The sequence below is a fragment of the Photorhabdus caribbeanensis genome (assembly GCF_018448885.1).
Lineage (GTDB): Bacteria > Pseudomonadota > Gammaproteobacteria > Enterobacterales > Enterobacteriaceae > Photorhabdus > Photorhabdus caribbeanensis.
The window spans coordinates 1-25,561 of the sequence record NZ_RCWB01000052.1 but is presented as its reverse complement, the minus strand read 5'-3'; the positions used below and the strand labels follow the sequence as shown (position 1 = coordinate 25,561).

Here is a 25,561-nt window from a genome sequence, read left to right as displayed (position 1 = left end):
GGTCTTGTGAGTGCCCACACAGATTGTCTGATTAATTGTTAAAGAGCAGGCTGAATTAAAATTTCATATTCTCGTTCAGCCGGGCTGCGTATACTACGCTTTTCGCCCGCAGAGTCAAGCGCTTATTGCCGCTTTCCCTGCCTGACCTCACAATGTTTATCAGCGTTGTGTCGGTCAGTGGTGGCGCATTATAGGGAGCTCAGATTTTTATACAACACTTTTTTTCACATTTATCACCAACAGGCGAATCCTTGTTCTTTTTGAGCAAAATTCAAACCAACATAACCCAGTTTAATAAGTTTCTTTCATTGCATACTGGTATTTTCCTCACTAAAATCTTATTTAAAGTAAATCTACATTTTCTCATCAGAGGTATACATGTCCGAAACGTTACGCAGTTACCTTGATACTCAACCCAAAGTTGGTCAGAACGTTATGCTAGATTCGTCTAGTGTAATCATTGGTGATGTTAGACTTGCTGATGATGTCAGTATATGGCCTTTAGTTGTCATCCGTGGGGACGTTAATTATGTATCTATTGGTGCACGTACTAACATTCAAGATGGCTCTATATTACATGTGACACACAAAACAACAGACAATCCTCATGGTTTCCCTTTAATCGTGGGAAATGATGTCACTATCGGGCACAAAGTTATACTTCATGGCTGCACTATCGGTAATCAAGTACTCATCGGTATGGGCTCCATCTTACTTGATGGTTCAGTGATCGAAGATAACGTTATTGTTGGAGCAGGCAGCCTAGTAGCCCCAGGCAAGATATTAGAAAGTGGGTACCTTTATATCGGCAGCCCTGCCCGTCAGGTCAGAAAACTCAAACCTGAAGAATTAAAAGGGCTGTGTTATTCAGCAAGTCACTACGTTAGCTTGAAAAATGACTATTTGCAGGAAGGTAATATGTAACGTCCCAAATGATCATCATCCTCGTTACTAATCACTAATTCGAATTCATCTTCTATATCCCAACGATTTTGTCGAAAGAGACTTAGTGGATGATGATCTTCCACCCCATAACGATATAAAAGATCCTCGGCGCTTATAACACATTGAACCAACAATCCATTTACCAGTGCGGGAAAAATAACTATCTGCTCTTGCTCGCTCCACTCTTCTCTATCTGGAAATTGAATAGATTGATTCACGAATGTAATTCCTGTTCTAATGTTAGCAATACAGGCGCAATTTCAGGCAATACGCCATGCCATAATTTAAATGAATGAGCGGCTTGCCCTACTAACATCCCTAATCCATCCGCATAACGAGAAACACCATGTTTCTTAGCAAAAGAAATGAAGGGCGTCAAATTAGCCTGGTAAAACATGTCATAACAGACACAATCTTCATTAAATATGAATGGAGATATAGTAGGAATCTCACCATTAATACCAGATGCAGTAGCATTGATAATGAGTTCAAACTCAGGATTATGAAGTGTTTTCATCTCAACAGGCCGAATATTACCTATTGACGAAAAATCATTAGCAACCTGCATAGCACGACTAAACGTGCGGTTTGTTATTGTAATTTCACAGCCAAATTCCAATAACGGAAATAAAACACCTCTGGCAGCACCACCAGCTCCAATGATTAAAATATGTTGTCCTTGAGTAATAAACCCAAGTCGTACCAAATCTGTTAATAACCCTATACCATCCGTGTTATCACCAAGCAATTGATTATTATCTAGTAATTTCAAAGTATTAACTGCACCACTAAGTCTTGCTCGTTCAGTCAATTCATTTGCTCGAATAAATGCCTGCTCTTTAAATGGCACAGTAATATTGGCTCCTATACCTCCTTGTTTAAGAAATACATCCAATGCCTCTTCAAATTTACTTATCGGCACTAGAATTTTCCCATAACGATGCTCAATACCTGTTTGTCCAGCAAATAACTGATGGATACGCGGAGATTTACTGTGCGCAACAGGATTACCAAAAACGGCAAATTGATCCATATTTATTCTTCCCCTATCCTTGACGATAAAGCTCACCAGTTAAAGCATCCCGAATTTCTGAAGGATTTTTCCGACCTCCAACATCTCCGTTTAATATAGGAAACTTATCCCCAAATTGTTGCCTAACTTCTTCTACTGTTCTGCATGGTTCAAGACCATTCAAATTTGCACTAGTCGACACTAACGGTTTACCATAAAAAGCACATAACTGCTTCACCAAAGGATGATCGCTAACTCTGACAGCCAAGGTGGTGAATTGCCCAGTCAACCATTTAGATGTACTGAATTTGGCAGGGATTACCCAAGTTACAGGCCCTGGCCAACAAGCAAACATAGTCTCTTTTTGTTCTTCTGTTAGAAGTTTATCATCAAGATATGGCTGTAATTGTTCATAATTATCTGCAATAAGAATCAATCCTTTCTGCCAAGGACGTTTCTTTAATATAAGCAGTTTATTTACCGCTTTTTCACTATCAGGATCACATCCAAGTCCAAAAACAGCTTCAGTCGGATAGGCAATCACTTTTTCTGCTTTTAATGCAGTTAATACACTCTCAAATGCAGATAATCCTTCATTGCTCATTTTATTACTCTACTTAATTACTTAATTTATTTGCTGTTTTCCACACAGTTTACTGGCACAAAATAACTTTACACCTTGTGATGTACGTTTTTCAACCAGCAATGGATAAGAACAAAACATACATTTACTCGCAATTGGCTTATTATTTAATACAAACTGGCAATTAGGGTAACGGTTACACGCATGGAAAATTTTTCCGAAACGTGATTTCCTTTGGAGTAATTGCCCTTGTTTACATTGCGGACAGGCTATTAACGTCTCATCCGGCTTATCAATTAGCTCTGCATGTTCGCATTCAGGATAACGACTACAGCCAATAAACATTCCATAACGTCCTTGACACAAAATCAAATTGGCTCCACATGCCGGACATAGTTGCCCTTCAAGTTCTTTTACTACATGACCATCACTTTGCCCTTTTAATGGACGAATATATTGACATGCTGGATAACCAGAACATCCAATAAATGGACCATGTATACCATTACGTATAACTAATATAGAGCCACATTCAGGGCAATATTCAGTTTCATTAGTGGAGAAAGGAACCATTTTTGCCATACTCTTTTCACTCAAAAAATTATTCTCATATGACGTTGAACAGAACGCTGGAAATTTAGTTAATTTAACTCACACGCACATAACCACCAGCAACCACAGCCACCTTACCCAGTAGTTCCAGCTCAAGAAGCTTTGTCATTACCTCAGTTATAGGTAATGAAGAACGTTGAGCAATAATATCAACAGGCGTTATTTCCGCTCCTACGTTAACTAGCACATCCGTAAATGGCAACTCAGTTTGCTCAAACTGCGGTTTTACTTCTTCCTCCGTTCTTTCCATATTCAACCATTGTAGTGAACTGTAAACATGTTCCACAATATCCATTGCATTTGTAGCTAAATATGCACCTTGTTTTATTAACCAGTGATTCCCTTCGCTCACTGAATTTCCCAAAAGCCCAGGTAACGCAAATACATCCCTTCCTTGTTCAAGGGCACAACGAGCAGTAATTAACGAGCCACTATTTTGACTTGCTTCTACAACAATCACTGCTGAACTTAATCCACTGATAATCCGATTTCTTTTAGGAAAATTTTTTGCACGTGGCGGAGTATCCGGAAAAAATTCAGAAACAAGAACACCATTTTCCTCAATTTGCTTTGCTAATGCTCCGTGTCTATGAGGATAAATCTGTCCAAGCCCACTACCTAATACAGCTACTGTTTCACCTCCACTATCCAATGCAGCTCGGTGACAAATACCATCAATACCAATAGCTAAACCACTAGTAATAACTAACTCATATCCAACCAGTTCACTTGCAAAAATTCTTCCCCATTTCTCACCATAATAGCTTGCTGTCCTGCTCCCGACCATCGCCACCTGCCTCTTTAAAAGAATATCTGGTTTTCCTGACACAAAAAGCACAAGCGGAGGGGTATGTATCTGCTTTAATAGAGGTGGATATAAAGGGTGAGAATATGTCAATAAATGGTGCTCTGGTTGTTCCAGCCACTTAAGGCATGAAGCTAGTAATGTTTTATTTACTTTAGTAAATTGCAGAGATTGTGCCGGCGATAATCCACTATCTTTCAGCACAGTGAGGTAACGATTCCCGGAATGTAATAATTTTTCTGCAACATTTGCTGCTCTCTCTGTTGCCAGATGAGAAACCATCTTCATTCGCAACCATATTTCCATAGCTTCCATGTTGTCATCCTGGCTAAGATTGACGGACAAAACTAAACTGCTCAATTAGCAATCGATACTGTCAATCTAAACGGGAAATGTCTAGAATAGACATAGAATACCATTAACATTTTGGACGCAGATCTAAACATATATGTCAGTATTACAAGTATTACATTACCCAGACGAGCGGCTTCGCACTATTGCAACGCCTGTTGAAGCAGTTGATTCAGAGATTCAGCGTATCATTGATGATATGTTTGAAACTATGTACGCAGAAGAAGGTATTGGTTTGGCAGCAACACAGGTTGATATTCATCAGCGTATTGTTGTTATTGACGTATCAGAAACGCGTAATGAGCGTCTTGTTCTGATTAACCCAGAATTACTGGAAAAAAGTGGTGAAACAGGGATCGAAGAGGGCTGTTTGTCTATCCCTGAACAACGAGCACTGGTGCCACGAGCCGAAAAAGTCAAAATCAAAGCCCTAGATTACAATGGTCAACCATTTGAATTACAAGCTGATGGCTTACTAGCAATTTGTATTCAGCACGAGATGGACCATTTAATTGGTAAACTTTTTGTGGATTACTTATCTCCACTGAAACGCCAACGTATACGCCAGAAAGTAGAAAAACTAGATAAACAAAAAGCCCGCACCAAGTAAATTACATTAATACAGGAAATAAACGTGTCTGATTCTTTACGTATTGTTTTTGCCGGAACACCTGATTTCGCAGCACGCCATTTAGAGGCTTTGTTAATGTCTCAGCATGAAGTGGTTGGCGTTCTAACTCAACCAGATAGACCGGCAGGAAGAGGTAAAAAACTGACACCCAGCCCTGTAAAGGTACTGGCAGAAGAACATAACATCACCGTTTTTCAGCCAGCTACTTTACGCTCAGAAGAAAACCAACAATGGATTCTAAAACAACAGCCTGATGTTCTCATAGTTGTTGCCTATGGATTGATCCTTCCTAGGACTGTTTTAAATATTCCAAGATTAGGTTGCCTAAACGTACATGGCTCCCTATTACCACGTTGGCGAGGTGCAGCCCCCATTCAACGCTCACTCTGGGCCGGTGATACAGAAACAGGTGTAACGATCATGCAAATGGATATAGGTCTTGATACTGGTGACATGCTATACAAAGCAAGCTGCCCTATTACACCTGAGGATACCAGTGCCAGTTTATACGAAAAACTGGCCAACATTGGGCCAGATGCGTTACTCAAAACATTATCGTTAATAACATCGGGTAAAAATCAACCTGAAATTCAAAACGAAAATTTAGTTACCTACGCTGAAAAACTAAGCAAAGAAGAAGCCCGTATAAATTGGGAGCTATCTGCAACCCACCTCGAACGCTGTATTCGAGCATTTAATCCCTGGCCCATGAGCTTTTTCGAGATAGAAGGACAACCTGTTAAAGTTTGGAAAGCAGAAGTCATTGAAGAGCAAACTTCTGCCAAACCAGGAACTGTATTAAAAGCGGGCAAAAAAGGTATTTATATTGCCACTGCTAATGGAGTTCTGAACATTACTCAATTACAACCTGCTGGTAAAAAAGCAATGTCAGCAGCAAATCTACTTAACTCTAAACGTGAATGGTTTATACCAGGCAATAAAATCAACTAATACTATTTTATGCTGTAAGCTCTCTCACAAATTTTCTCTTAATGCTGGCTTTTGTCAGCTTTTTTAACTATGAAAAACACATATAATCTGCGAAGTATCACCGCAAAAGCAATCAATCAAGTTCTGGATCAAGGACAGTCTCTGAGTACAGTCTTACCCAAACTGCAACAAAATATAACCGATAAAGATAAGCCCTTGTTACAGGAATTATCTTTCGGAGTATTACGCGTATTACCACAACTAGAGTGGATAATAGGTCAACTAATGGCAAAACCGTTAAAAGGTAAACAACGTATTCTTCATTACCTGCTTATGGTTGGAATATACCAGCTTGCCTATACTCGCATTCCAGCCCATGCAGTACTTGCTGAAACAGTAAACGGAGCCATAACTCTGAAGTATCCCCAATTAAAAGGGCTAATTAACGGTGTTCTTCGCCAATTTCAGAGACAACAGTTACAGTTAATGGAATGTGTAAAAAATAATCCCAGCCATCACTTACACCCAGTATGGCTATTAACTCGAATCCAAAAAGCCTATCCACAACAATGGCAACAATTGATTAATGCTAACAATAAAAAACCACCTATGTGGTTACGAGTTAATCGTATATACCATAGCCGGGATGAATATCTCGCTCTTCTTCATAAATCAGGAATTGATGCGGAACCAGCCCCCGAATCACCTTCTGCTATCCGCATAATTTCCCCTTGTCCCGTAACAATATTACCTGGATTTGACAAAGGTTGGGTCACTGTCCAAGATGTATCCGCACAAGAGTGTGTCGAGTTACTAAACCCCGCTAATGGAGAGAAAATTCTCGATCTTTGTGCAGCACCAGGAGGAAAAACAACACATATCCTCGAAGTAGCACCAGAATCTCAAGTATTAGCGGTAGATATTGATGAGCAAAGAATCAAACGAGTAAAAGAAAATCTCCAACGCCTTAATTGCCATGCTACAGTAAAAACCGGTGATGGACGTCACCCTGAACAATGGGCAAAGAACCAGCAATTCGACCGCATTCTTTTAGATGCCCCGTGTTCAGCAACAGGAGTAATCCGACGCCATCCTGATATCAAGTGGTTACGCCGCGAGGAAGATATCGCTCAATTAGTTCAATTACAATCTGAGATTCTTGATGCAATCTGGCCATACTTAAAGAAAGGCGGAACACTAGTATATGCAACCTGTTCTATTCTACCAGATGAAAATAGCCAGCAAATCAGCTCGTTTTTAAAACGCCACTCAGATGCAAAACTAGCGGGAATAGAAACAAATGATTGTCCAGGAAAACAAATAATACCTGAATTAAATGGTGGTGATGGTTTCTTTTACGCTCGATTAATTAAACAGTAATATATCTGTTCAATTCATAGAGATAATTATTTGTTTTCAATAAATTAGAGAATACTATGAAAATAATTATTCTTGGTGCGGGTCAAGTTGGCGGTACATTAGCTGAAAATCTGGTAGGTGAGAATAATGATATCACTGTAGTCGATACTGATCCTAATCGTCTACACCAACTACAAGATAAATTCGATCTCAGAGTAGTCAATGGTCATGGTTCTTATCCCAGAGTATTAAGAGAAGCTGGTGCTGAAGATGCTGACATGTTAGTCGCTGTCACTAATTCTGACGAAACTAACATGATTGCATGTCAAATTGCTTATTCCTTATTCAATACACCAAATAAAGTTGCACGAATACGCGCAGCAGAATATATCCGCGAAGCAGATAAACTTTTCCTCCCCAATGATATTCCTATTGACTATCTTATTTCACCAGAACAACTTGTCATAGATTATATTTACAAACTAATTCAATATCCTGGCGCCTTACAAGTTGTTAACTTCGCCGAAGGCCGAGTAAGCATTGTTGCAGTAAAAGCTTATTATGGAGGCTCACTTGTAGGAAGTGCGCTTTCCTCACTTCGTGAGCACATGCCACACATTAATACCAGAGTTGCTGCAATATTCCGTCAGGATCGACCAATAAGACCACAAGGTTCTACAATTATTGAAGCCGGTGACGAAGTTTTCTTTGTAGCTGCATCACAACATATTCGTGCTGTAATGAGTGAACTTCAACGTTTAGAAAAGCCCTACAAGCGTATTATGATCGTAGGTGGTGGTAATGTGGGCGCCGGCCTTGCACTACGTCTCGAAAAAGATTATAGGGTTAAATTAATCGAGCGAAATCAACAAAGAGCTACAGAACTAGCTGAATTATTGCATGACACCATTGTTTTCTATGGCGATGCCTCCGATCAAGAGTTATTAGCTGAAGAACATGTAGAACAAGTAGATGTATTTATTGCTCTAACCAACGATGACGAGGCAAATATCATGTCCGCAATGCTTGCCAAACGCATGGGGGCAAAAAAAGCCATGGTTCTCATCCAACGTAGCGCATATGTCGATTTAGTTCAAGGTGGTGTCATTGATATTGCAATCTCTCCACAACAAGCGACAATATCCGCTCTACTAGGTCATGTTCGCAAAGCGGATATCGTAAGCGTTTCTTCACTGCGTCGTGGAGTGGCCGAAGCTATCGAAGCGATTGCTCATGGAGATGAAAATACGTCAAAGGTTGTTGGTCGAGCTGTAGGTGATATTAAATTACCACCAGGCACTACAATTGGCGCAATAGCCCGCGGTGAGGAAGTCATTATTGCTAATGATTACAGTGTAATCGAACAAGGAGATCATGTAATTATGTTTATTACAGATAAGAAATTTGTCCCCGAAGTAGAGAAATTATTCCAACCGAGTCCTTTTTTCCTTTGAAAACCAAAGAAATAGTTATGTACCAGTTGTATAGTCCGAGCACAATAACTGATATAACTTGATATATTTAAATTAGAACAATGTGATGAATTTTTTAAATTATTTTATGGATTTGCTATGAAAGATAATTTTGCCGATTTAGCTGCTGACGTCAGCGTCGATATGATTATAAAAGAACACCGTATCGTCATTCACTATTTTATTCACAATGAAACCAATAAACAAATCATTTAGTAAAAAGAAATTAAAGATATATCAGATACCCTCAATTACTGAAACAAAATCACTATTAGAAATTCGTAGGTTACTGAAAAGTAGGAGATGGGCCTATTAAACTAAAAGACCAGTAGTAAAGAATCTAATAACCCCTTACCACTGGTCTCCCAGTTACTTTTACTTGCTTTACTATGTTTTTCTTTCCTTTGGTAACTTCCCTTTCCCTTTTTATTTTTTTCAACCCGTTGTTTAAATAGTGGATCACGTAATAAAGCCTCTAAAGCATTATCCTTTATTACACCTTTTTTATGGTGATATGTAGTCATCATATGCCTCTATCATATTAATTTATCTGAAAACATAGTAATTGTACTCTCTGAATTTTCAATAATAAAGAAAAATTACTTATTTCTTATTTAAAGCACCTTGTTCTAACGTTTCAAGAATAGAACAATAAGTACTTATATGAGAACTACCACAGCAAGCATCACTTAACATCTTAAGTGAATCACGCATTTTTCGCATTTCAAGAAGTTTTTCCTCCACTTCCATTAACCTAGCATCTACAATTTGCTTCGACTCTTCACAAGTATGATGTGCTGGATCTACACGGATAGACAATAATTCTGTAATAGCCTCCAATGTAAACCCCAATTGTTTAGCATAGCGTATAAACCGAAGGCGCTGTAGATCTTGCTCTGTATAAAGTCTATATCCTCCTTCTGTACGGTTCTGATGTTCCATCATTCCTTGTTTTTCATAGAAACGCACAGTATCAGGAGTTACATTCGCTAACTTAGCCAGTTGGCCAATACGATACATCTTTATATCTCCTACAATAGATCACATTGCTTGAGATATCAGCATAGCAGGATGAAAAGAAATAAGTTAGAGATTCATTATATACAAACGTAAAAAAACCGGGATAAACCCGGTTCTTTTATATGCCCCTACAGATTACTCCGCAGTCGCAACTTCTGTTTGAAGCTCAGTGGCACGGTCAACAAGCTCGATATATGCCATCGGAGCATTGTCACCAGCACGGAAGCCACACTTAAGAATACGAGTGTAACCACCTGCGCGGCTCGCAAAACGCGGGCCCAGCTCATTAAACAGTTTTGCCACGATTTCGTTATCACGAGTACGGGCGAATGCCAGACGACGATTAGCTACGCTGTCGATCTTGGCAAGAGTAATCAGCGGCTCAACGACGCGACGCAGTTCTTTCGCTTTAGGCAGAGTCGTCTTGATGATTTCATGACGAACCAAAGAACCTGCCATGTTGCGGAACATAGCTTGGCGATGGCTGCTGTTGCGGTTCAATTGACGACCACTCTTACGATGGCGCATGACCTTATCCTTCTCAGTAAAACCTTAACCTGTGATCTAGTTATTCATCAGCAATACTTGCTGGCGGCCAGTTTTCTAAGCGCATGCCCAGAGATAAGCCACGTGAAGCCAGTACGTCTTTGATCTCTGTAAGAGATTTTTTACCCAGGTTAGGTGTCTTAAGTAACTCAACCTCGGTACGCTGTACCAAATCACCGATGTAGTGGATAGCTTCTGCCTTAAGACAGTTAGCAGAGCGGACAGTCAATTCCAGATCGTCAACAGGGCGCAGCAGGATCGGATCAAACTCTGGCTTCTCTTCTTTTACTTCTGGCTGACGTACATCACGTAAATCAACAAAAGCTTCTAGCTGTTCAGCCAAAATAGTAGCTGCACGGCGAATCGCCTCTTCAGGATCGATTGTACCGTTAGTTTCCATCTCGATAACCAACTTGTCCAAATCGGTACGTTGTTCTACACGCGCTGCTTCAACATTGTAGGCAATACGCTCTACTGGGCTATAACAAGCGTCTACTAACAAACGACCAATAGGGCGCTCATCTTCTTCCGAATGAATCCGGGCAGAAGCCGGCACATAACCTCGACCACGCTGAACTTTAATGCGCATGCTTATAGAAGCAGTTTCGTCAGTCAGGTGGCAGATTACATGCTGCGGCTTGACGATTTCGACATCTCCGTCGTGGATAATGTCGGCTGCAGTCACAGGGCCAATGCCAGACTTATTCAAGGTAAGAATAACTTCATCTTTTCCCTGAACTCTTACCGCCAGCCCTTTCAGGTTGAGGAGAATCTCCAGGATATCTTCCTGTACACCTTCTTTGGTGCTGTACTCATGCAGTACACCATCAATCTCAACCTCAGTCACCGCACAACCCGGCATAGACGAAAGCAGAATACGGCGCAGTGCGTTACCTAGAGTATGGCCAAAGCCACGCTCTAATGGCTCAAGGGTCACCTTGGCGTGCGTCGAACTGACTTGCTCGATATCAACCAGGCGCGGTTTTAGAAACTCTGTCACAGAACCCTGCATTGTGTCCTCTCTTTGGTGCTAAGCTTTACTTAGAGTAAAGCTCGACGATCAGGTGTTCGTTGATGTCAGCAGACAGATCAGCACGTTCTGGAATACGTTTGAACACACCTTCCATCTTCACAGCATCAACCTCCAACCAAGTTGGTTTCTCACGCTGCTCAGCCAGCTCTAAAGCCGCCTTGATACGAGACTGCTTTTTCGATTTTTCACGAACGCTGACTACGTCATTCGGGGATACCTGATAAGAAGCGATGTTAACAACGCGGCCATTTACCATGATAGCCTTATGGCTTACCATTTGGCGTGACTCAGCGCGAGTCGCCCCGAACCCCATACGGTAAACAACGTTGTCCAGACGACCTTCCAGCAAACTCAGCAGGTTTTCACCTGTGTTGCCTTTCAGACGAGTTGCTTCTTTATAGTAGTTACGGAATTGACGTTCCAGAACACCGTAAATACGACGAACTTTTTGTTTTTCACGTAACTGTACACCGTAGTCAGATAGACGCGGTTTACGTGCGCCATGCTGCCCAGGTGCTTGTTCTAATTTACACTTGGTGTCAATCGCGCGAACGCCAGACTTCAGGAATAGATCTGTACCCTCGCGACGGCTCAGCTTGAGCTTAGGACCCAAATATCTTGCCATTTTCTTTCTCCAATCGAACCTAAAAAGTAAACGCTATTAAACGCGACGTTTTTTAGGTGGACGACAACCGTTATGAGGGATCGGAGTCACATCAGTAATGTTAGTAATGCGGAAACCTGCCGCATTTAACGCTCGAATAGTTGACTCGCGGCCAGGACCAGGTCCCTTAACCATAACTTCCAGGTTCTTAATTCCGTATTCTTTCACTGCTTCGGCGCAACGCTCTGCTGCAACCTGAGCGGCAAACGGAGTAGATTTACGAGAACCACGGAAACCGGAACCACCGGCAGTTGCCCAACCCAGAGCGTTACCCTGACGGTCAGTAATGGTCACGATTGTGTTGTTGAAAGAAGCATGGATATGAGCCACACCGTCAGAGACTTGCTTTCTTACACGCTTACGTGCACGAATAGGTGCTTTTGCCATTATACAATACCCCGATTATTTCTTGATCGGCTTACGTGGACCCTTACGGGTACGTGCGTTGGTCTTAGTACGCTGGCCGCGAACAGGTAGACCACGACGGTGACGTAAACCACGATAAGTACCAAGATCCATCAGACGTTTGATGCTCAGGGTTACTTCACGACGCAAATCGCCTTCTACAACGTATTTAGCAACTTCGTCACGCAGCTTATCAATTTGCTCTTCAGACAGCTCGCTGATCTTAACATGTTCAGCAATACCCGCAGCAGCACAAATGGCTTGGGAGCGAGTTTTACCAATTCCGTAGATCGATGTTAAAGCGATTACGGTATGCTTCTGATCAGGAATGTTAATGCCTGCTATACGGGCCACTATGCACTCCTAAGTTATTTATTTACTGCAACACCATTCTGAAAAGCCCGTTTTCAGGATACTCAAACAATGTTGCTGTGATATAAAAAAGATTGGCTGGCTAATTTAGCCAGCTCAAACCGACTTTGCAAGAAAAATATGCTATTTTATTAGCCTTGGCGTTGTTTATGCTTAGGCTCTGCACTACAAATCACACGAACGACACCGTTACGCTTAACGATTTTGCAGTTGCGACATAATTTCTTGACGGAAGCACGAACTTTCATTTTTACTCTCCGTAACTTCTCAAGCAAACCAATTAACGGTTATAACCTTTAAGATTTGCCTTCTTCAATGCAGACTCATACTGACTTGACATCATCAGAGTTTGCACTTGAGCCATAAAGTCCATGATGACTACAACTACGATAAGTAGCGAAGTACCGCCAAAATAAAATGGCACCTTCATCGCGTCACGCATGAACTCCGGGATTAAGCAGATAAAAGTAATATACATCGCACCAACTAAAGTTAGGCGCGTCATTACTTTATCAATGTACTTGGCTGTTTGCTCTCCCGGACGAATTCCTGGTACAAATGCACCGGACTTCTTCAGGTTATCTGCTGTTTCTCTCGGGTTGAAAACCAACGCGGTATAGAAAAAACAGAAGAAGATGATTGCAGACGCGTAGAGTAACACATAAAGCGGTTGTCCAGGCTGCAAGTACATTGAAATAGTAGTCAGCCAGTTCCAACCTGTTCCTCCCCCGAACCAAGAAGCTATGGTACCAGGGAACAGAATAATGCTGGAAGCAAAAATTGCAGGGATGACCCCAGCCATGTTCACTTTCAACGGTAAATGTGTGCTCTGTGCAGCATAAACTCGGCGACCTTGTTGACGTTTCGCATAGTTAACAACAATACGTCGCTGACCACGCTCCATGAAAACAACGAAGAAAGTTACTGCAAACACTAACACTGCAACCAACAGCAACAGGAGGAAGTGCAGATCGCCTTGCCGAGCTTGCTCAATGGTATGGCCAATGGCCGGCGGCAAACCCGCAACAATACCAGCAAAGATTATGATAGAGATACCGTTTCCAATACCACGCTCAGTAATCTGCTCACCCAGCCACATTAGGAACATAGTCCCAGTAACTAGGCTCACAACAGCCGTGAAGTAGAAAGCAAACCCTGGATTAATCACCAGCCCTTGCATTCCTGGCATATTCGGTAAACCAGTAGCAATACCGATTGACTGGAATATAGCCAGCACTAAAGTACCATAGCGAGTATACTGGCTAATCTTACGACGACCAGCTTCCCCTTCCTTCTTAATCTCTGCCAACGTTGGATGAACCACCGTTAACAACTGAATAATAATAGACGCAGAAATATACGGCATTATCCCCAGTGCAAAGATAGAAGCACGACTTAAAGCACCACCAGAGAACATGTTAAACATTTCAATGATGGTGCCCCTTTGCTGTTCGAGCAATTTGGCAAGCACAGTGGCATCAATACCAGGGATAGGAATAAAAGAACCAATGCGGAAAACAATTAACGCGCCAATAACAAACAACAGCCTACGTTTCAGCTCGCCCAGTCCACCTTTAGCACTTTGAAAATCTAATCCTGGTTGTTTAGCCATCTGTTACTTATTCCTCAATTTTACCGCCAGCAGCTTCAATTGCAGCACGAGCGCCTTTAGTAACACGAAGGCCACGCACAGTTACTGCACGATTGATTTCACCAGAAAGAATAACTTTCGCGAATTCAATTTGAGTGCCAACAATATTAGCGGCTTTCAATGCGTTCAGATCGATAATGTCGCCTTCAACGGCAGCAAAATCAGATAAACGAACTTCTGCTGTAACCATCGCTTTACGTGAGGTAAAACCAAATTTTGGCAAACGACGGTACAAAGGCATCTGACCACCTTCAAAACCGCGGCGTACGCCACCACCAGAACGAGACTTCTGGCCCTTGTGACCACGGCCACCGGTTTTACCCAAGCCAGAACCAATACCACGACCTACACGTTTAGGCGCATGCTTGGAACCTTCAGCCGGAGACAGAGTATTTAAGCGCATCTGTTACTCCTCAACTTTAACCATATAGGAAACCAAGTTGATCATACCACGTATAGCAGGAGTATCTTCACGCTCTACTGTATGACCGATACGGCGCAGACCTAAACCAACCAAAGTTGCCTTATGCTTAGGCAGGCGGCCGATTGAACTGCGAATCTGTGTTATTTTAATAGTCTTAGCCATGGTCATTACCCCAGAATTTCTTCGACGGATTTACCACGCTTAGCTGCGACCATTTCTGGAGACTTCATGCTGTCTAAAGCATCCAGAGTTGCACGAACCACATTAATAGGGTTAGTGGAACCATAGGTTTTAGCCAGTACGTTACGAACACCAGCCACTTCCAAAACAGCACGCATAGCACCGCCTGCGATGATACCAGTACCTTCGTGAGCAGGCTGCATGAACACACGGGAACCAGTGTGTGCACCTTTTACTGGGTGATACAAAGTGCCGCTGTTCAGTGCGACGGTTTTCATATTGCGACGGGCTTTTTCCATCGCTTTCTGGATTGCTGCCGGAACTTCGCGTGCTTTGCCGTAGCCAAAACCAACGCGACCATTACCATCACCTACAACAGTCAGTGCGGTAAAGCTGAAAATCCGGCCACCTTTTACGGTTTTAGATACGCGATTTACCGCAATCAGCTTTTCCTGCAGTTCGCCAGCTTGTTTTTCGATGTGAGCCATCTTACACCTCTACCTTAGAACTGAAGGCCAGCTTCACGGGCAGCATCTGCCAGTGCCTGGACTCGACCATGATATTGGAAACCAGAGCGGTCAAAGGATACATCTTTAATACCTTTTTCCAACGCACGTTCAGCAATTGCCTTGCCAACTGCTGCTGCTGCTTCTTTATTTCCAGTGTATTTCAGTTTCTCATTGATAGCTTTTTCTGTAGTAGAAGCTGCCACCAAAGTTTCAGAACCGTTTGGTGCGATAACCTGCGCATAAATATGGCGAGGGGTACGATGTACCACCAGGCGAGTTGCACCCAGTTCCTGGAGCTTGCGGCGTGCGCGGGTCGCACGACGGATACGAGCTGCTTTCTTATCCATAGTGTTACCTTACTTCTTCTTAGCCTCTTTGATACGCACGACTTCATCGGCGTAACGAACACCCTTACCTTTATAAGGCTCAGGACGACGATAGGCACGCAGTTCTGCCGCAACCTGACCGATTACCTGTTTATCAGCACCCTTTAGTACGATTTCAGTTTGTGACGGACATTCTGCAGTAATGCCTGCTGGTAATTCGTGGTCAACTGGATGTGAGAAGCCCAGAGACATGTTGACAACATTGCCTTTGACTGCTGCACGATAACCAACACCTACCAGTTGAAGCTTCTTAGTGAAGCCTTCGGTAACACCGATAACCATAGCATTCAGCAAAGAACGAGTTGTACCCGCCTGTGCCCAACCATCAACATAACCATCGCGTGGAGCGAAGGTCAGTTGATTATCTGCATGCTTAACTTCAACTGCGCTGTGGATTGTACGACTTAGCTCGCCGTTTTTACCCTTAATCGAAATAACCTGACCGTCGAGTTTTACCTCCACGCCGGCAGGAATAACGACGGGTGCTTTTGCAACACGAGACATTCTTTCCTCCCGAATTAAGCTACGTAGCAGAGAATCTCGCCACCAAGACCAGCTTGGCGAGCTGCACGATCAGTCATTACACCTTTAGAGGTAGAAACAACAGCGATACCCAAACCAGCCATAACTTGTGGCAGCTCATCTTTTTTCTTATAGATGCGCAGACTTGGACGGCTTACACGCTGAATACTTTCTACAACAGCCTTACCTTGGAAGTATTTCAATACTAATTCCAGCTCTGGCTTGGTGTCGCCTTCAATTTTATAATCTTCAATATAACCTTCTTCCTTCAGCACTTTGGCAATTGCCACTTTCAGCTTGGAGGAAGGCATGGTGACCGCAACTTTATTCGCGGCCTGACCGTTACGGATACGGGTCAGCATATCCGCGATGGGATCTTGCATGCTCATCTGTCTTTACTCCCGTGATTCAATTGGTGACAATTACCAGCTAGCCTTTTTAAGGCCCGGAATTTCACCGCGCATGGCGGCTTCACGGACTTTAATACGGCTCAACCCAAACTTCCGCAAAAACGCATGCGGACGACCAGTTTGGCGGCAGCGGTTACGCTGACGAGAAGGGCTGGAATCACGTGGCAGTGTTTGCAGCTTAAGAACAGCATTCCAACGCTCTTCATCAGATGCATTCACATCAGAAATGATAGCTTTCAATTCCACACGTTTAGTGAAGAACTTTTCAGCTAATTTCGCACGTTTTACATCACGTGCTTTCAATGATTGCTTAGCCATGAATACCCTGCCTTACTTGCGGAACGGGAAGTTAAAAGCAGCCAACAGTGCGCGGCCTTCATCATCAGATTTCGCAGTTGTGGTGATAGTAATATCCAGACCACGAACACGATCCACTTTATCATAATCGATTTCAGGGAAGATGATTTGCTCACGTACACCCATGCTGTAATTGCCACGACCATCAAATGACTTAGCAGACAAACCACGGAAGTCACGAATACGAGGTACAGCAATAGAAATCAGGCGCTCAAGAAACTCCCACATACGTTCACCACGCAGGGTCACTTTACAGCCGATTGGATAGCCCTGACGGATTTTGAAGCCTGCAACTGATTTGCGTGCTTTGGTGATCAACGGTTTTTGACCAGAGATTGCTGCCAGATCTGCTGCTGCATTATCCAGCAGTTTCTTATCAGCGATCGCTTCACCAACACCCATGTTCAGGGTGATCTTCTCGACCCGAGGGACTTGCATGACAGAATTGTAGCCAAACTGAGTCATCAGTTTTTGGACTACCTCGTCTTTGTAGTAATCATGCAGTTTCGCCATCGTATTACTCCAAATTACTTGATAGTTTCGCTGTTAGATTTAAAGAAACGAACTTTTTTTCCGTCTTCAAATCTAAAACCTACACGGTCAGCCTTACCGGTTGCCGCATTGAAGATCGCAACGTTTGAAACCTGGATTGCAGCTTCTTTTTCAACGATGCCACCTGGCTGGTTCAGAGCCGGAACAGGCTTCTGATGTTTTTTAACCAAGTTGATACCTTCAACAATGACTTTCCCAGTAGAAAGAACCTGTTTTACTTTACCGCGCTTACCTTTATCTTTTCCGGTCAACACGATAACTTCGTCATCACGACGGATTTTCGCTGCCATTGTCCGCTCCTTAGAGTACTTCTGGTGCCAGGGAGATAATTTTCATGAACTTTTCATTACGAAGTTCACGAGTTACCGGCCCAAAAATACGCGTACCGATAACTTGCTCACTTGTGTTGTTTAACAACACGCAAGCATTGCCATCGAAGCGAATGACAGAACCGTCAGGGCGACGAACACCCTTCTTGGTGCGCACCACTACCGCTTTCAGGACATCACCTTTTTTCACTTTACCACGAGGAATTGCTTCCTTGATGGTGACTTTTATGATGTCGCCGACGTGTGCATAGCGACGGTGCGAGCCACCCAGAACCTTGATACACATTACGCGACGTGCACCGGAGTTGTCGGCCACGTTCAGCATAGTCTGTTCTTGGATCATTTTAGTGCTCCGCTAAATGTCAACTACTACTGAGCCCACTTCACTACTATAATTTAATATGAAGAGGCCGTTCAGATACCCCATATCATGAGGGCGCGGCATTATAACACCACATCTCAGATATAGATAGAAAAAATAAACGGCTCATCGCCTGAGCCGTTTACTCTATTCGAGCCAGCTTACAGAATCGCTTTCTCTACAACGCGAACTAAAGTCCAAGATTTAGTTTTGGACAGTGGACGGGTTTCGCGGATTTCCACCACATCACCGATGCCACATTCATTGTTCTCGTCATGTACATGCAGTTTAGTCGTACGTTTGATGAATTTACCATACAAAGGGTGTTTCACCTTACGTTCAATAGCAACAACAATAGATTTCTCCATTTTGTCACTTACAACACGACCTTGCAGAGTACGGATTTTATCGGTCATTACGCACCCGCCTTCTCAGTCAATAAAGTCTTAACGCGTGCGATATTACGACGCACTTGTTTCAACAGATGAGACTGTTGTAGCTGGCCACTTGCAGCCTGCATGCGCAGGTTAAATTGTTCACGCAGCAAATTCAGCAGCTCAGTGTTCAGCTCTTCAACGCTTTTTTCGCGCAGCTCTTGTGCTTTCATTACATCACCGTCTTAGTTACAAAGGTGGTCTTGATAGGCAGTTTCGCTGCTGCCAGCTTGAATGCTTCACGAGCCAGCTCTTCAGGCACACCGTCCATTTCATAAAGGACTTTACCAGGCTGGATCAAGGCAACCCAATATTCTACGTTACCTTTACCTTTACCCATACGCACTTCGAGTGGCTTTTCAGTGATAGGTTTGTCTGGGAATACACGTATCCAGATTTTACCTTGACGTTTAATTGCACGAGTCATAGCACGACGTGCCGCTTCAATCTGACGTGCCGTCAGACGGCCACGGCCCACAGCTTTCAGACCGAAAGTGCCGAAGCTAACATCCGCACCTGCTGCCAGGCCACGGTTACGGCCTTTGTGCATTTTACGGAATTTCGTACGCTTTGGTTGTAACATCAGCGACTCTCCTTACTTGCGGCCTTTACGCTGCTGCTTTTTCGGTTGTGCAGCCGGTTTTTCCGCCTGTTCAACAGCAGCCATACCACCCAAGATCTCACCTTTGAAGATCCATACCTTAACGCCGAGTACACCATAAGTGGTGTGCGCTTCTGAAGTGTTGTAGTCGATATCTGCACGCAGTGTGTGCAACGGTACACGACCTTCACGATACCATTCAGTACGCGCGATTTCAGCACCGCCTAAACGGCCACTGACTTCCACTTTAATGCCTTTAGCGCCCAAACGCATCGCATTCTGGACTGCACGCTTCATAGCGCGACGGAACATAACACGACGTTCTAGCTGTGAAGTAATACTATCAGCAACCAGTTTCGCGTCCAGTTCAGGCTTACGCACTTCAGAGATATTAATTTGCGCAGGAACACCAGCGATTTCCGCTACAGTTTTACGCAGTTTTTCTACGTCTTCACCTTTCTTACCGATTACGATACCTGGGCGAGCAGTGTGAATAGTTACACGGATACTTTTAGCAGGACGTTCAATAACAATGCGTGAAATAGACGCTTTTGCCAGTTCTTTATTCAAGTACTGGCGAACTTTAAAATCGCTGTCTAGGTTGTCAGCGAATTCTTTAGTATTCGCATACCAAGTAGAGTTCCAAGGTTTGACAATACCCAGGCGAATACCATTAGGATGTACTTTCTGACCCATTGCTAGTCTCCAGAGTCTCAGCGATCGGACACAACCACAGTAATGTGGCTGCTGCGCTTCAGGATGCGATCTGCACGACCTTTTGCACGAGGCATAATACGCTTCATGGTCGGGCCTTCATCTACGAAAATCTTCGTGACCTTCAGATCATCAATGTCAGCACCATCGTTGTGTTCTGCATTAGCAATAGCAGACTCAAGTACTTTCTTCACTAAACCAGCAGCTTTCTTATTGGTATAGGTCAGAGTTTCCAGAGCTTGCGACACTTTCTTACCGCGAATCAGGTCAGCTACAAGGCGAACCTTCTGAGCAGAAGAACGAGCGTGGCGATGTTTAGCGATAGTTTCCATCTCTTCCTCCTACCTTAGCGCTTTTTAGCCTTTTTATCGGCCGCATGGCCGCGATAAGTACGGGTCGGCGCGAATTCACCTAGTTTATGACCAACCATTTCGTCGGAAACAAAAACTGGTACATGCTGACGACCATTATGGACAGCGATGGTCAAACCGATCATGTTAGGAAAGATCGTTGAACGACGGGACCAAGTCTTGATAGGCTTTTTGTCTCCGCTTTCCACCGCTTTCTCTACCTTCTTCAGCAAGTGCAGGTCGATAAATGGACCTTTCTTGAGAGAACGTGGCATGGTTTATCCTCTAATTATTTTTTAGTACGGCGACGTACGATGAACTGATCAGTACGTTTATTACTACGGGTCTTCTTACCTTTAGTTTGAACACCCCAAGGAGTTACAGGATGTTTACCAAAGTTGCGACCTTCACCACCACCATGTGGGTGATCTACTGGGTTCATCGCCGTACCACGAACGGTAGGACGAATGCCGCGCCAGCGACTTGCACCAGCTTTACCCAGAACGCGTAGCATGTGTTCTGCATTACCAACTTCACCTAAAGTGGCGCGGCAATCAGACAGAACTTTACGCATTTCACCAGAACGCAGACGCAAAGTTACATAAGAACCGTCACGGGCAACGATCTGAACGTATGCACCAGCGGAGCGAGCCAACTGACCACCTTTACCCGGCTTCATTTCTACATTATGTACGGTAGAACCAACAGGGATATTGCGCATTGGCAACGCGTTACCAGTTTTGATAGCTGCGTCAGCACCAGATTGGATCTGATCACCAGCTTTCAGACCCTTAGGTGCAAGGATATAACGACGTTCACCATCTTTATACAGAACCAGGGCGATATTCGCTGAACGGTTTGGATCATATTCCAAACGCTCAACTACAGCAGGGATACCATCTTTATTACGTTTAAAGTCAATCAAACGATAGTGCTGCTTGTGGCCACCACCAATGTGACGAGTGGTAATACGGCCATTGTTGTTACGACCACCGGTTTTGCTGCTTTTTTCCAGCAATGGAGCATAAGGCTTACCCTTATGCAGCTCAGGGTTAACCACTTTAACAACGTGGCGACGGCCCGGAGACGTAGGTTTACATTTAACAATTGCCATTGTTCTTTACTCCTCCGACTTACTCTGCACCACCGATGAAGTCCATATTCTGGCCTTCCTTCAGTGTAACGTAAGCTTTTTTCCAGTCGCTACGACGACCAATACGCTGACCGTGACGTTTAGTTTTGCCTTTAACCAGCAAAGTGTTAACACCTTCAACTTCGACTTCAAACAGTTTCTGTACAGCAGCTTTGATTTCTGCTTTAGTCGCATCTTTCGCAACTTTGAGAACGATGGTGTTGCTCTTTTCCATCGCAGTAGAAGCTTTTTCAGATACGTGCGGCGCGCGCAGTACTTTCAGCAGACGTTCTTCACGGATCATGCCAGCATCTCCTCAACTTGCTTCACAGCATCAGCAGTCATAACCACTTTATCGAAGGCGATTAAGCTAACTGGATCAATACCAGCTACATCACGAACATCAACCTTGTACAGGTTGCGAGCTGCTAAGAATAAATTCTCATCAACTTCATGAGTGATAATCAGCACATCTTCCAGAGCCATCTCTTTCAGTTTCTGAACCAGAAGCTTGGTTTTAGGCGCTTCTACAGAAAACTTCTCGACAACGATCAAACGATCTTGACGTACCAGTTCAGACAGGATGCTTTTTAAAGCACCACGGTACATTTTCTTATTAACTTTTTGACTGTGGTCCTGTGGCTTAGCTGCAAAAGTTACACCACCAGAGCGCCAAATTGGGCTCTTAATAGAACCAGAACGTGCACGGCCAGTGCCTTTCTGACGCCATGGTTTCTTACCTGAACCAGAAACTTCAGCACGGGTTTTCTGAGCACGAGTACCTTGACGTGCACCAGCTGCGTAAGCAACAACTACTTGATGCACAAGCGCTTCATTGAAATCACGCCCGAAGGTAGTTTCGGAAACAGTCAGCGCGCCTTGCGCGTCTTTCATTACCAATTCCATTCCTATCTCCTCGACGTTACGCCTTGACAGCCGGTTTTACGATCAGGTTGCCGCCAGTCGCACCTGGAACAGCACCTTTGACCAGCAGCAGGTTGCGCTCAGCGTCAACACGTACTACATCCAGGCTTTGAACAGTTACACGTTCATTACCCAGTTGGCCTGCCATTTTCTTGCCTTTAAATACCTTGCCCGGAGTTTGGTTCTGACCAATAGAACCCGGAACACGATGAGACAAAGAGTTACCGTGGCTAGCATCTTGGGTACGGAAGTTCCAGCGCTTAACAGTACCAGCAAAACCTTTACCTTTAGATGTACCAGTAACGTCGACTTTCTTAACGTCAGCGAAAATCTCAACGCTAATGCTTTGACCTACAGCATATTCTTCGCCTTCAGACAGGCGGAATTCACGCAGGATACGGCCAGCTTCAACGCCAGCTTTAGCGAAATGACCTGCTTCAGGTTTGTTTATACGGTTAGCTTTTTTGCTACCAGTAGTAACCTGAATTGCACGATAACCATCGCTATCCAGATCTTTAACCTGAGTAACGCGGTTATCTTCAATTTCGATAACAGTTACAGGGATAGAAACGCCATCTTCAGTGAAGATACGAGTCATACCCACTTTTTTACCGACTAAACCAATCATTGTTTCAACCTCTCAATCGTTCAATGACCTGATTAACCCAGGCTGATCTGCACGTCTACACCGGCAGCCAGATCCAGACGCATCAGAGCATCAACGGTTTTCTCGGTTGGCTCAACGATGTCAACCAGACGCTTATGAGTGCGAATTTCGTACTGATCACGCGCATCTTTATTAACATGCGGAGAAATCAGAACGGTAAAACGCTCTTTACGAGTCGGTAGCGGGATCGGACCACGAACCTGCGCACCAGTACGCTTAGCGGTTTCGACAATTTCCGCAGTTGATTGATCGATCAAACGATGATCAAATGCTTTCAGGCGAATACGGATTCTTTGGTTCTGCATGAGACCAGAGCTCCAACTATTTTATAAACGTAAATAATTACTCCTCGTACCCATTTCGATTGACGGGAGAGTGTAATCGTTCAATATGTAACCCCCATATCGGGAGTATTTTAAATGGCAGCAAAGCAATACTGCACATTCACTGGTTTCAAACCAGACTTACGCATAAGTAAGACCGCGTATTATACGCAAATCAATTAACAAAGCAAGATACAGATGAAGATTTGTCCGGAATAGAATCAAAGGAGCGTGGAACAAGATGCCCTAACTTGGCAGATAGGGCATTTTTTCGTACCTATTCTCCTTCAAGGATCTGTGCTTGGGTATAATTTTGAATCCCCATACGTTCAATTAATTCAAATTGAGTTTCCAACCAATCAATGTGTTCTTCTTCTTCATCTAGGATATCTATGATCAAATCACGGCTAACATAGTCATGAATCGAATCAGCATAAGCAATTGCTTCTTTCAAATCTCTAGCTCCCTGCAATTCGAGCTGTAAGTCAGATTTGAGCATTTCTTCGATGTCTTCTCCGATGTTAAGTTTTCCTAGATCCTGCAAATTAGGAATTCCTTCAAGAAAAAGAATACGTTCAATGTACCTATCGGCATGCTTCATTTCATCGATAGATTCATGATATTCCTTATCATTCAGGCGGGTAAGGCCCCAGTTTTTGAACATCCGGGCGTGTAGAAAATATTGATTAATTGCAACAAGCTCATTTCCAAGAAGTTTGTTCAAATGAGCAATCATTTTTTTATCACCTTTCATAGTTTACTCCTCCGCTTCCAGTACTTAAAGTGTAGTACCTATTCAGCAGAGTAGTAGTAAACTCATCTCTTTTTTGTCAAGCAACGTTATCTATCTTAGGCAGCTGTGCAATTTCCTCATTAATTAGCTCTCGGGCTTGGCGTATGCATTTGCCACAATCACGGCCTACAGGCACAATACGTTTTAGTTCTCTAATAGAGTGAATATGATGTTGACGCACCGCGTTACGTATTGTTTTGTCACTCACCGCATTACATAGGCAGACATACATAAATAACACTCTCTGGTACACATTATAGCGCATATTAAATAATAATGAGTCTCATTTCAATAATCATTCTCATTTTAATTTCCTGATTCAGGTTCTTCCAAATATCCTTTAGCTTTGTCAAATAGAAGCAGTTCTCTCATTTCTATAACACTTTGGCTAGAAAAGCTTTTATCCTTATCGGGAACTTTATTAAACTTATTCCATCCTAAAACTACTTCCTACATCAGTAACTCTTTTCGTTAGGGCATACCAACAGATGCAGAACAAGTATGAGTCAGACATTACTACCTGTATGTAAAAGAAAAGATGATTCATCTAAGTTTGAAGACAAATGCTTATTCGGAAAAATCACGGGCTGAGGATTGATTATCGCTAACGCATTCTATAGATGAATGATGAATATATGCTCTAAGAATATCCTAGCAAAACAACCAGATAACGATAACGCCACTGGGAACAAACAAGCCAAAATCAAAAATTTAAGACACTAAGAAATAACCAAATGAGATGGTTCATACAGAGAGTTTAAGGAAAGGTAATACCAATTAAAACACTAACTAACAGACACCTAGTGTAGCACAACCAGATGTCTGTTCTAAAATAAGCCAGAATGCAAACCTGTCCTAAAGTTAGGTAGTTAATTATTAGCTACATTAAGCAATAATTTTAGCAACAACACCAGCACCTACAGTACGACCACCTTCACGGATAGCGAAACGCAGACCCTGGTCCATTGCGATTGGCGCAATCAGGGTCACTTTCATCTGAATGTTATCACCTGGCATCACCATTTCCACGCCTTCTGGCAGCTCGATTGTGCCGGTCACGTCAGTTGTACGGAAGTAGAACTGTGGACGGTAGCCTTTGAAGAATGGCGTATGACGGCCGCCTTCGTCTTTGCTCAGAATATAAACTTCTGATTCGAAAGTGGTGTGTGGCTTGATTGAACCGGGTTTTGCCAGTACCTGAC

Annotated in this window: 43 protein-coding genes; 5 read left to right on the top strand and 38 right to left on the bottom strand. The window is 43.2% G+C overall.

All coding sequences use genetic code 11. The features are described 5' to 3' along the window. Nucleotides 1-378 precede the first annotated feature (378 nt). Nucleotides 379-924: a gamma carbonic anhydrase family protein gene (locus tag EAE90_RS21815; RefSeq protein WP_214055253.1), complete on the top strand. Its 546-nt coding sequence runs from the start codon at nt 379-381 to the stop codon at nt 922-924. Here the strand turns inward: EAE90_RS21815 and EAE90_RS21810 are convergent. The 5 genes from EAE90_RS21810 to dprA all read right to left on the bottom strand — a co-directional run bounded on the left by EAE90_RS21810 (nt 900) and on the right by dprA (nt 4,272). After that, nucleotides 900-1,163 carry a DUF1488 family protein gene (locus EAE90_RS21810; protein ID WP_214055252.1) on the bottom strand — a complete coding sequence of 88 codons (264 nt, stop codon included), beginning with the start codon at nt 1,161-1,163 and terminating at the stop codon, nt 900-902. The two genes, EAE90_RS21815 and EAE90_RS21810, sit on opposite strands and share 25 nt — an antisense overlap. Next, the gene (gene aroE, locus EAE90_RS21805) at nt 1,160-1,978 is read right to left on the bottom strand and encodes a shikimate dehydrogenase (RefSeq protein WP_036781853.1); all 819 of its coding nucleotides are present in this window, start codon (nt 1,976-1,978) and stop codon (nt 1,160-1,162) included. The genes EAE90_RS21810 and aroE overlap by 4 nt, the downstream gene beginning before the upstream one ends. 13 nt (nt 1,979-1,991) lie before the next feature. Beyond that, nucleotides 1,992-2,561, bottom strand: a complete 570-nt coding sequence (gene tsaC, locus EAE90_RS21800) for an L-threonylcarbamoyladenylate synthase type 1 TsaC (protein ID WP_214055251.1) — start codon at nt 2,559-2,561, stop codon at nt 1,992-1,994. Between the two features lie 21 nt (nt 2,562-2,582). Further along, a complete protein-coding gene (locus EAE90_RS21795; protein ID WP_214055254.1) occupies nt 2,583-3,122 on the bottom strand; it encodes a DNA topoisomerase family protein in 540 nt (179 codons plus the stop codon). A gap of 64 nt (nt 3,123-3,186) precedes the next feature. Beyond that, the gene (dprA, locus tag EAE90_RS21790) at nt 3,187-4,272 is read right to left on the bottom strand and encodes a DNA-protecting protein DprA (RefSeq protein WP_214055250.1); all 1,086 of its coding nucleotides are present in this window, start codon (nt 4,270-4,272) and stop codon (nt 3,187-3,189) included. Between the two features lie 133 nt (nt 4,273-4,405). Between dprA and def the strand changes: the two genes are divergently transcribed. The 4 genes from def to trkA all read left to right on the top strand — a co-directional run bounded on the left by def (nt 4,406) and on the right by trkA (nt 8,682). Beyond that, nucleotides 4,406-4,918, top strand: coding sequence for a peptide deformylase (gene def / locus EAE90_RS21785; RefSeq protein WP_214055249.1), 513 nt, complete (start codon nt 4,406-4,408; stop codon nt 4,916-4,918). A 24-nt stretch (nt 4,919-4,942) separates the two neighbouring features. After that, entirely contained in the window at nt 4,943-5,890 is a 948-nt protein-coding gene (fmt, locus tag EAE90_RS21780; RefSeq protein ID WP_214055248.1) for a methionyl-tRNA formyltransferase, read from the top strand. Between the two features lie 69 nt (nt 5,891-5,959). After that, on the top strand, nt 5,960-7,249 hold the full coding sequence (gene rsmB, locus EAE90_RS21775; protein ID WP_214055247.1) for a 16S rRNA (cytosine(967)-C(5))-methyltransferase RsmB: 1,290 nt from the start codon (nt 5,960-5,962) through the stop codon (nt 7,247-7,249). A gap of 56 nt (nt 7,250-7,305) precedes the next feature. Continuing rightward, nucleotides 7,306-8,682 (top strand): Trk system potassium transporter TrkA, encoded by a 1,377-nt coding sequence (gene trkA / locus EAE90_RS21770; protein ID WP_214055246.1) that lies wholly within the window; start codon nt 7,306-7,308, stop codon nt 8,680-8,682. Between the two features lie 335 nt (nt 8,683-9,017). Here the strand turns inward: trkA and EAE90_RS21765 are convergent, their stop codons facing one another. The 33 genes from EAE90_RS21765 to EAE90_RS21605 all read right to left on the bottom strand — a co-directional run. After that, a complete protein-coding gene (locus EAE90_RS21765) occupies nt 9,018-9,224 on the bottom strand; it encodes an alternative ribosome-rescue factor A (protein WP_046395679.1) in 207 nt (68 codons plus the stop codon). 79 nt (nt 9,225-9,303) lie between these two features. After that, entirely contained in the window at nt 9,304-9,720 is a 417-nt protein-coding gene (gene zntR, locus EAE90_RS21760) for a Zn(2+)-responsive transcriptional regulator (protein ID WP_036781871.1), read from the bottom strand. Between the two features lie 135 nt (nt 9,721-9,855). Further along, complete coding sequence (gene rplQ, locus EAE90_RS21755) at nt 9,856-10,248, bottom strand: 50S ribosomal protein L17 (protein ID WP_105399507.1); 393 nt, start codon at nt 10,246-10,248, stop codon at nt 9,856-9,858. 40 nt (nt 10,249-10,288) lie between these two features. Next, nucleotides 10,289-11,278 (bottom strand): DNA-directed RNA polymerase subunit alpha, encoded by a 990-nt coding sequence (locus tag EAE90_RS21750; RefSeq protein ID WP_011148772.1) that lies wholly within the window; start codon nt 11,276-11,278, stop codon nt 10,289-10,291. Between the two features lie 25 nt (nt 11,279-11,303). Beyond that, a complete protein-coding gene (gene rpsD / locus EAE90_RS21745) occupies nt 11,304-11,924 on the bottom strand; it encodes a 30S ribosomal protein S4 (protein ID WP_011148773.1) in 621 nt (206 codons plus the stop codon). A gap of 36 nt (nt 11,925-11,960) precedes the next feature. Beyond that, nucleotides 11,961-12,350 carry a 30S ribosomal protein S11 gene (gene rpsK / locus EAE90_RS21740; RefSeq protein WP_002919257.1) on the bottom strand — a complete coding sequence of 130 codons (390 nt, stop codon included), beginning with the start codon at nt 12,348-12,350 and terminating at the stop codon, nt 11,961-11,963. Nucleotides 12,351-12,365: 15 nt separating this feature from the next. After that, nucleotides 12,366-12,722, bottom strand: coding sequence for a 30S ribosomal protein S13 (gene rpsM, locus EAE90_RS21735; RefSeq protein WP_011148774.1), 357 nt, complete (start codon nt 12,720-12,722; stop codon nt 12,366-12,368). A 149-nt stretch (nt 12,723-12,871) separates the two neighbouring features. After that, nucleotides 12,872-12,988: a 50S ribosomal protein L36 gene (gene rpmJ / locus EAE90_RS21730; RefSeq protein ID WP_002227352.1), complete on the bottom strand. Its 117-nt coding sequence runs from the start codon at nt 12,986-12,988 to the stop codon at nt 12,872-12,874. 32 nt (nt 12,989-13,020) lie between these two features. Then, on the bottom strand, nt 13,021-14,352 hold the full coding sequence (gene secY, locus EAE90_RS21725; RefSeq protein WP_011148775.1) for a preprotein translocase subunit SecY: 1,332 nt from the start codon (nt 14,350-14,352) through the stop codon (nt 13,021-13,023). 7 nt (nt 14,353-14,359) lie between these two features. Beyond that, complete coding sequence (rplO, locus tag EAE90_RS21720) at nt 14,360-14,794, bottom strand: 50S ribosomal protein L15 (RefSeq protein WP_105399509.1); 435 nt, start codon at nt 14,792-14,794, stop codon at nt 14,360-14,362. Nucleotides 14,795-14,797: 3 nt separating this feature from the next. Continuing rightward, a complete protein-coding gene (gene rpmD / locus EAE90_RS21715) occupies nt 14,798-14,977 on the bottom strand; it encodes a 50S ribosomal protein L30 (RefSeq protein ID WP_036781914.1) in 180 nt (59 codons plus the stop codon). A 5-nt stretch (nt 14,978-14,982) separates the two neighbouring features. Beyond that, nucleotides 14,983-15,483, bottom strand: a complete 501-nt coding sequence (rpsE, locus tag EAE90_RS21710; protein WP_011148778.1) for a 30S ribosomal protein S5 — start codon at nt 15,481-15,483, stop codon at nt 14,983-14,985. Between the two features lie 14 nt (nt 15,484-15,497). After that, nucleotides 15,498-15,851 carry a 50S ribosomal protein L18 gene (gene rplR / locus EAE90_RS21705; protein WP_214055245.1) on the bottom strand — a complete coding sequence of 118 codons (354 nt, stop codon included), beginning with the start codon at nt 15,849-15,851 and terminating at the stop codon, nt 15,498-15,500. A 9-nt stretch (nt 15,852-15,860) separates the two neighbouring features. Beyond that, nucleotides 15,861-16,394: a 50S ribosomal protein L6 gene (gene rplF / locus EAE90_RS21700; RefSeq protein ID WP_214055244.1), complete on the bottom strand. Its 534-nt coding sequence runs from the start codon at nt 16,392-16,394 to the stop codon at nt 15,861-15,863. Nucleotides 16,395-16,408: 14 nt separating this feature from the next. Further along, nucleotides 16,409-16,801: a 30S ribosomal protein S8 gene (rpsH, locus tag EAE90_RS21695; RefSeq protein WP_011148781.1), complete on the bottom strand. Its 393-nt coding sequence runs from the start codon at nt 16,799-16,801 to the stop codon at nt 16,409-16,411. 33 nt (nt 16,802-16,834) lie between these two features. Then, nucleotides 16,835-17,140, bottom strand: a complete 306-nt coding sequence (gene rpsN / locus EAE90_RS21690; protein ID WP_214055243.1) for a 30S ribosomal protein S14 — start codon at nt 17,138-17,140, stop codon at nt 16,835-16,837. A gap of 12 nt (nt 17,141-17,152) precedes the next feature. Continuing rightward, complete coding sequence (gene rplE, locus EAE90_RS21685) at nt 17,153-17,692, bottom strand: 50S ribosomal protein L5 (protein ID WP_011148783.1); 540 nt, start codon at nt 17,690-17,692, stop codon at nt 17,153-17,155. A gap of 14 nt (nt 17,693-17,706) precedes the next feature. Then, nucleotides 17,707-18,021, bottom strand: a complete 315-nt coding sequence (rplX, locus tag EAE90_RS21680) for a 50S ribosomal protein L24 (RefSeq protein WP_036781887.1) — start codon at nt 18,019-18,021, stop codon at nt 17,707-17,709. 10 nt (nt 18,022-18,031) lie between these two features. Further along, nucleotides 18,032-18,403: a 50S ribosomal protein L14 gene (gene rplN, locus EAE90_RS21675; RefSeq protein ID WP_036781889.1), complete on the bottom strand. Its 372-nt coding sequence runs from the start codon at nt 18,401-18,403 to the stop codon at nt 18,032-18,034. 179 nt (nt 18,404-18,582) lie between these two features. Beyond that, on the bottom strand, nt 18,583-18,837 hold the full coding sequence (rpsQ, locus tag EAE90_RS21670; protein WP_011148786.1) for a 30S ribosomal protein S17: 255 nt from the start codon (nt 18,835-18,837) through the stop codon (nt 18,583-18,585). Beyond that, nucleotides 18,837-19,028, bottom strand: coding sequence for a 50S ribosomal protein L29 (gene rpmC, locus EAE90_RS21665; RefSeq protein WP_010847484.1), 192 nt, complete (start codon nt 19,026-19,028; stop codon nt 18,837-18,839). The genes rpsQ and rpmC overlap by 1 nt, the downstream gene beginning before the upstream one ends. Further along, nucleotides 19,028-19,438, bottom strand: a complete 411-nt coding sequence (rplP, locus tag EAE90_RS21660; protein ID WP_011148788.1) for a 50S ribosomal protein L16 — start codon at nt 19,436-19,438, stop codon at nt 19,028-19,030. Before rplP ends, rpmC begins: the two co-directional genes overlap by 1 nt. Nucleotides 19,439-19,450: 12 nt before the next feature. Further along, complete coding sequence (rpsC, locus tag EAE90_RS21655; protein WP_015836279.1) at nt 19,451-20,152, bottom strand: 30S ribosomal protein S3; 702 nt, start codon at nt 20,150-20,152, stop codon at nt 19,451-19,453. 17 nt (nt 20,153-20,169) lie between these two features. Continuing rightward, a complete protein-coding gene (gene rplV, locus EAE90_RS21650; protein WP_011148790.1) occupies nt 20,170-20,502 on the bottom strand; it encodes a 50S ribosomal protein L22 in 333 nt (110 codons plus the stop codon). A 14-nt stretch (nt 20,503-20,516) separates the two neighbouring features. Beyond that, the gene (gene rpsS, locus EAE90_RS21645; protein WP_011148791.1) at nt 20,517-20,795 is read right to left on the bottom strand and encodes a 30S ribosomal protein S19; all 279 of its coding nucleotides are present in this window, start codon (nt 20,793-20,795) and stop codon (nt 20,517-20,519) included. 14 nt (nt 20,796-20,809) lie between these two features. Continuing rightward, nucleotides 20,810-21,634: a 50S ribosomal protein L2 gene (gene rplB / locus EAE90_RS21640; protein WP_036781895.1), complete on the bottom strand. Its 825-nt coding sequence runs from the start codon at nt 21,632-21,634 to the stop codon at nt 20,810-20,812. A 19-nt stretch (nt 21,635-21,653) separates the two neighbouring features. Next, a complete protein-coding gene (gene rplW, locus EAE90_RS21635) occupies nt 21,654-21,956 on the bottom strand; it encodes a 50S ribosomal protein L23 (RefSeq protein WP_021322796.1) in 303 nt (100 codons plus the stop codon). Then, nucleotides 21,953-22,558, bottom strand: a complete 606-nt coding sequence (gene rplD, locus EAE90_RS21630; protein ID WP_036781898.1) for a 50S ribosomal protein L4 — start codon at nt 22,556-22,558, stop codon at nt 21,953-21,955. Before rplD ends, rplW begins: the two co-directional genes overlap by 4 nt. Nucleotides 22,559-22,574: 16 nt before the next feature. Beyond that, entirely contained in the window at nt 22,575-23,204 is a 630-nt protein-coding gene (gene rplC / locus EAE90_RS21625; protein ID WP_036814876.1) for a 50S ribosomal protein L3, read from the bottom strand. 32 nt (nt 23,205-23,236) lie between these two features. Then, nucleotides 23,237-23,548, bottom strand: coding sequence for a 30S ribosomal protein S10 (rpsJ, locus tag EAE90_RS21620; protein WP_001181005.1), 312 nt, complete (start codon nt 23,546-23,548; stop codon nt 23,237-23,239). A 295-nt stretch (nt 23,549-23,843) separates the two neighbouring features. Then, entirely contained in the window at nt 23,844-24,320 is a 477-nt protein-coding gene (gene bfr, locus EAE90_RS21615) for a bacterioferritin (RefSeq protein WP_214055242.1), read from the bottom strand. 76 nt (nt 24,321-24,396) lie between these two features. Beyond that, complete coding sequence (gene bfd, locus EAE90_RS21610; protein WP_046393852.1) at nt 24,397-24,591, bottom strand: bacterioferritin-associated ferredoxin; 195 nt, start codon at nt 24,589-24,591, stop codon at nt 24,397-24,399. Between the two features lie 653 nt (nt 24,592-25,244). Further along, a partial coding sequence (locus EAE90_RS21605; RefSeq protein WP_479687644.1) for an EF-Tu C-terminal domain-related protein occupies nt 25,245-25,561 on the bottom strand: 317 nt, incomplete at its 5' end.

Coding starts and splice junctions, on each gene's coding strand:
- rpsD (WP_011148773.1), bottom strand. CDS start 11,924: ATGGCAAGATATTTGGGTCCTAAGCTCAAGCTGAGCCGTCGCGAGGGT.
- rplR (WP_214055245.1), bottom strand. CDS start 15,851: ATGGATAAGAAAGCAGCTCGTATCCGTCGTGCGACCCGCGCACGCCGC.
- rplQ (WP_105399507.1), bottom strand. CDS start 10,248: ATGCGCCATCGTAAGAGTGGTCGTCAATTGAACCGCAACAGCAGCCAT.
- trkA (WP_214055246.1), top strand. CDS start 7,306: ATGAAAATAATTATTCTTGGTGCGGGTCAAGTTGGCGGTACATTAGCT.
- rpsE (WP_011148778.1), bottom strand. CDS start 15,483: ATGGCTCACATCGAAAAACAAGCTGGCGAACTGCAGGAAAAGCTGATT.
- EAE90_RS21750 (WP_011148772.1), bottom strand. CDS start 11,278: ATGCAGGGTTCTGTGACAGAGTTTCTAAAACCGCGCCTGGTTGATATC.
- aroE (WP_036781853.1), bottom strand. CDS start 1,978: ATGGATCAATTTGCCGTTTTTGGTAATCCTGTTGCGCACAGTAAATCT.
- rplC (WP_036814876.1), bottom strand. CDS start 23,204: ATGATTGGTTTAGTCGGTAAAAAAGTGGGTATGACTCGTATCTTCACT.
- tsaC (WP_214055251.1), bottom strand. CDS start 2,561: ATGAGCAATGAAGGATTATCTGCATTTGAGAGTGTATTAACTGCATTA.
- rplX (WP_036781887.1), bottom strand. CDS start 18,021: ATGGCAGCGAAAATCCGTCGTGATGACGAAGTTATCGTGTTGACCGGA.
- rplE (WP_011148783.1), bottom strand. CDS start 17,692: ATGGCGAAACTGCATGATTACTACAAAGACGAGGTAGTCCAAAAACTG.
- rplO (WP_105399509.1), bottom strand. CDS start 14,794: ATGCGCTTAAATACTCTGTCTCCGGCTGAAGGTTCCAAGCATGCGCCT.
- rplN (WP_036781889.1), bottom strand. CDS start 18,403: ATGATCCAAGAACAGACTATGCTGAACGTGGCCGACAACTCCGGTGCA.
- rplB (WP_036781895.1), bottom strand. CDS start 21,634: ATGGCAATTGTTAAATGTAAACCTACGTCTCCGGGCCGTCGCCACGTT.
- zntR (WP_036781871.1), bottom strand. CDS start 9,720: ATGTATCGTATTGGCCAACTGGCTAAGTTAGCGAATGTAACTCCTGAT.
- EAE90_RS21815 (WP_214055253.1), top strand. CDS start 379: ATGTCCGAAACGTTACGCAGTTACCTTGATACTCAACCCAAAGTTGGT.
- rplD (WP_036781898.1), bottom strand. CDS start 22,558: ATGGAATTGGTAATGAAAGACGCGCAAGGCGCGCTGACTGTTTCCGAA.
- rpsN (WP_214055243.1), bottom strand. CDS start 17,140: ATGGCTAAGCAATCATTGAAAGCACGTGATGTAAAACGTGCGAAATTA.
- EAE90_RS21795 (WP_214055254.1), bottom strand. CDS start 3,122: ATGGCAAAAATGGTTCCTTTCTCCACTAATGAAACTGAATATTGCCCT.
- bfr (WP_214055242.1), bottom strand. CDS start 24,320: ATGAAAGGTGATAAAAAAATGATTGCTCATTTGAACAAACTTCTTGGA.
- rsmB (WP_214055247.1), top strand. CDS start 5,960: ATGAAAAACACATATAATCTGCGAAGTATCACCGCAAAAGCAATCAAT.
- def (WP_214055249.1), top strand. CDS start 4,406: ATGTCAGTATTACAAGTATTACATTACCCAGACGAGCGGCTTCGCACT.
- dprA (WP_214055250.1), bottom strand. CDS start 4,272: ATGGAAGCTATGGAAATATGGTTGCGAATGAAGATGGTTTCTCATCTG.
- rpsK (WP_002919257.1), bottom strand. CDS start 12,350: ATGGCAAAAGCACCTATTCGTGCACGTAAGCGTGTAAGAAAGCAAGTC.
- rpsJ (WP_001181005.1), bottom strand. CDS start 23,548: ATGCAGAACCAAAGAATCCGTATTCGCCTGAAAGCATTTGATCATCGT.
- rpmD (WP_036781914.1), bottom strand. CDS start 14,977: ATGGCTAAGACTATTAAAATAACACAGATTCGCAGTTCAATCGGCCGC.
- bfd (WP_046393852.1), bottom strand. CDS start 24,591: ATGTATGTCTGCCTATGTAATGCGGTGAGTGACAAAACAATACGTAAC.
- EAE90_RS21765 (WP_046395679.1), bottom strand. CDS start 9,224: ATGACTACATATCACCATAAAAAAGGTGTAATAAAGGATAATGCTTTA.
- rpsS (WP_011148791.1), bottom strand. CDS start 20,795: ATGCCACGTTCTCTCAAGAAAGGTCCATTTATCGACCTGCACTTGCTG.
- rplV (WP_011148790.1), bottom strand. CDS start 20,502: ATGGAAACTATCGCTAAACATCGCCACGCTCGTTCTTCTGCTCAGAAG.
- rplP (WP_011148788.1), bottom strand. CDS start 19,438: ATGTTACAACCAAAGCGTACGAAATTCCGTAAAATGCACAAAGGCCGT.
- rpmC (WP_010847484.1), bottom strand. CDS start 19,028: ATGAAAGCACAAGAGCTGCGCGAAAAAAGCGTTGAAGAGCTGAACACT.
- rpsQ (WP_011148786.1), bottom strand. CDS start 18,837: ATGACCGATAAAATCCGTACTCTGCAAGGTCGTGTTGTAAGTGACAAA.
- rplW (WP_021322796.1), bottom strand. CDS start 21,956: ATGATCCGTGAAGAACGTCTGCTGAAAGTACTGCGCGCGCCGCACGTA.
- rpmJ (WP_002227352.1), bottom strand. CDS start 12,988: ATGAAAGTTCGTGCTTCCGTCAAGAAATTATGTCGCAACTGCAAAATC.
- rplF (WP_214055244.1), bottom strand. CDS start 16,394: ATGTCTCGTGTTGCAAAAGCACCCGTCGTTATTCCTGCCGGCGTGGAG.
- rpsH (WP_011148781.1), bottom strand. CDS start 16,801: ATGAGCATGCAAGATCCCATCGCGGATATGCTGACCCGTATCCGTAAC.
- rpsC (WP_015836279.1), bottom strand. CDS start 20,152: ATGGGTCAGAAAGTACATCCTAATGGTATTCGCCTGGGTATTGTCAAA.
- secY (WP_011148775.1), bottom strand. CDS start 14,352: ATGGCTAAACAACCAGGATTAGATTTTCAAAGTGCTAAAGGTGGACTG.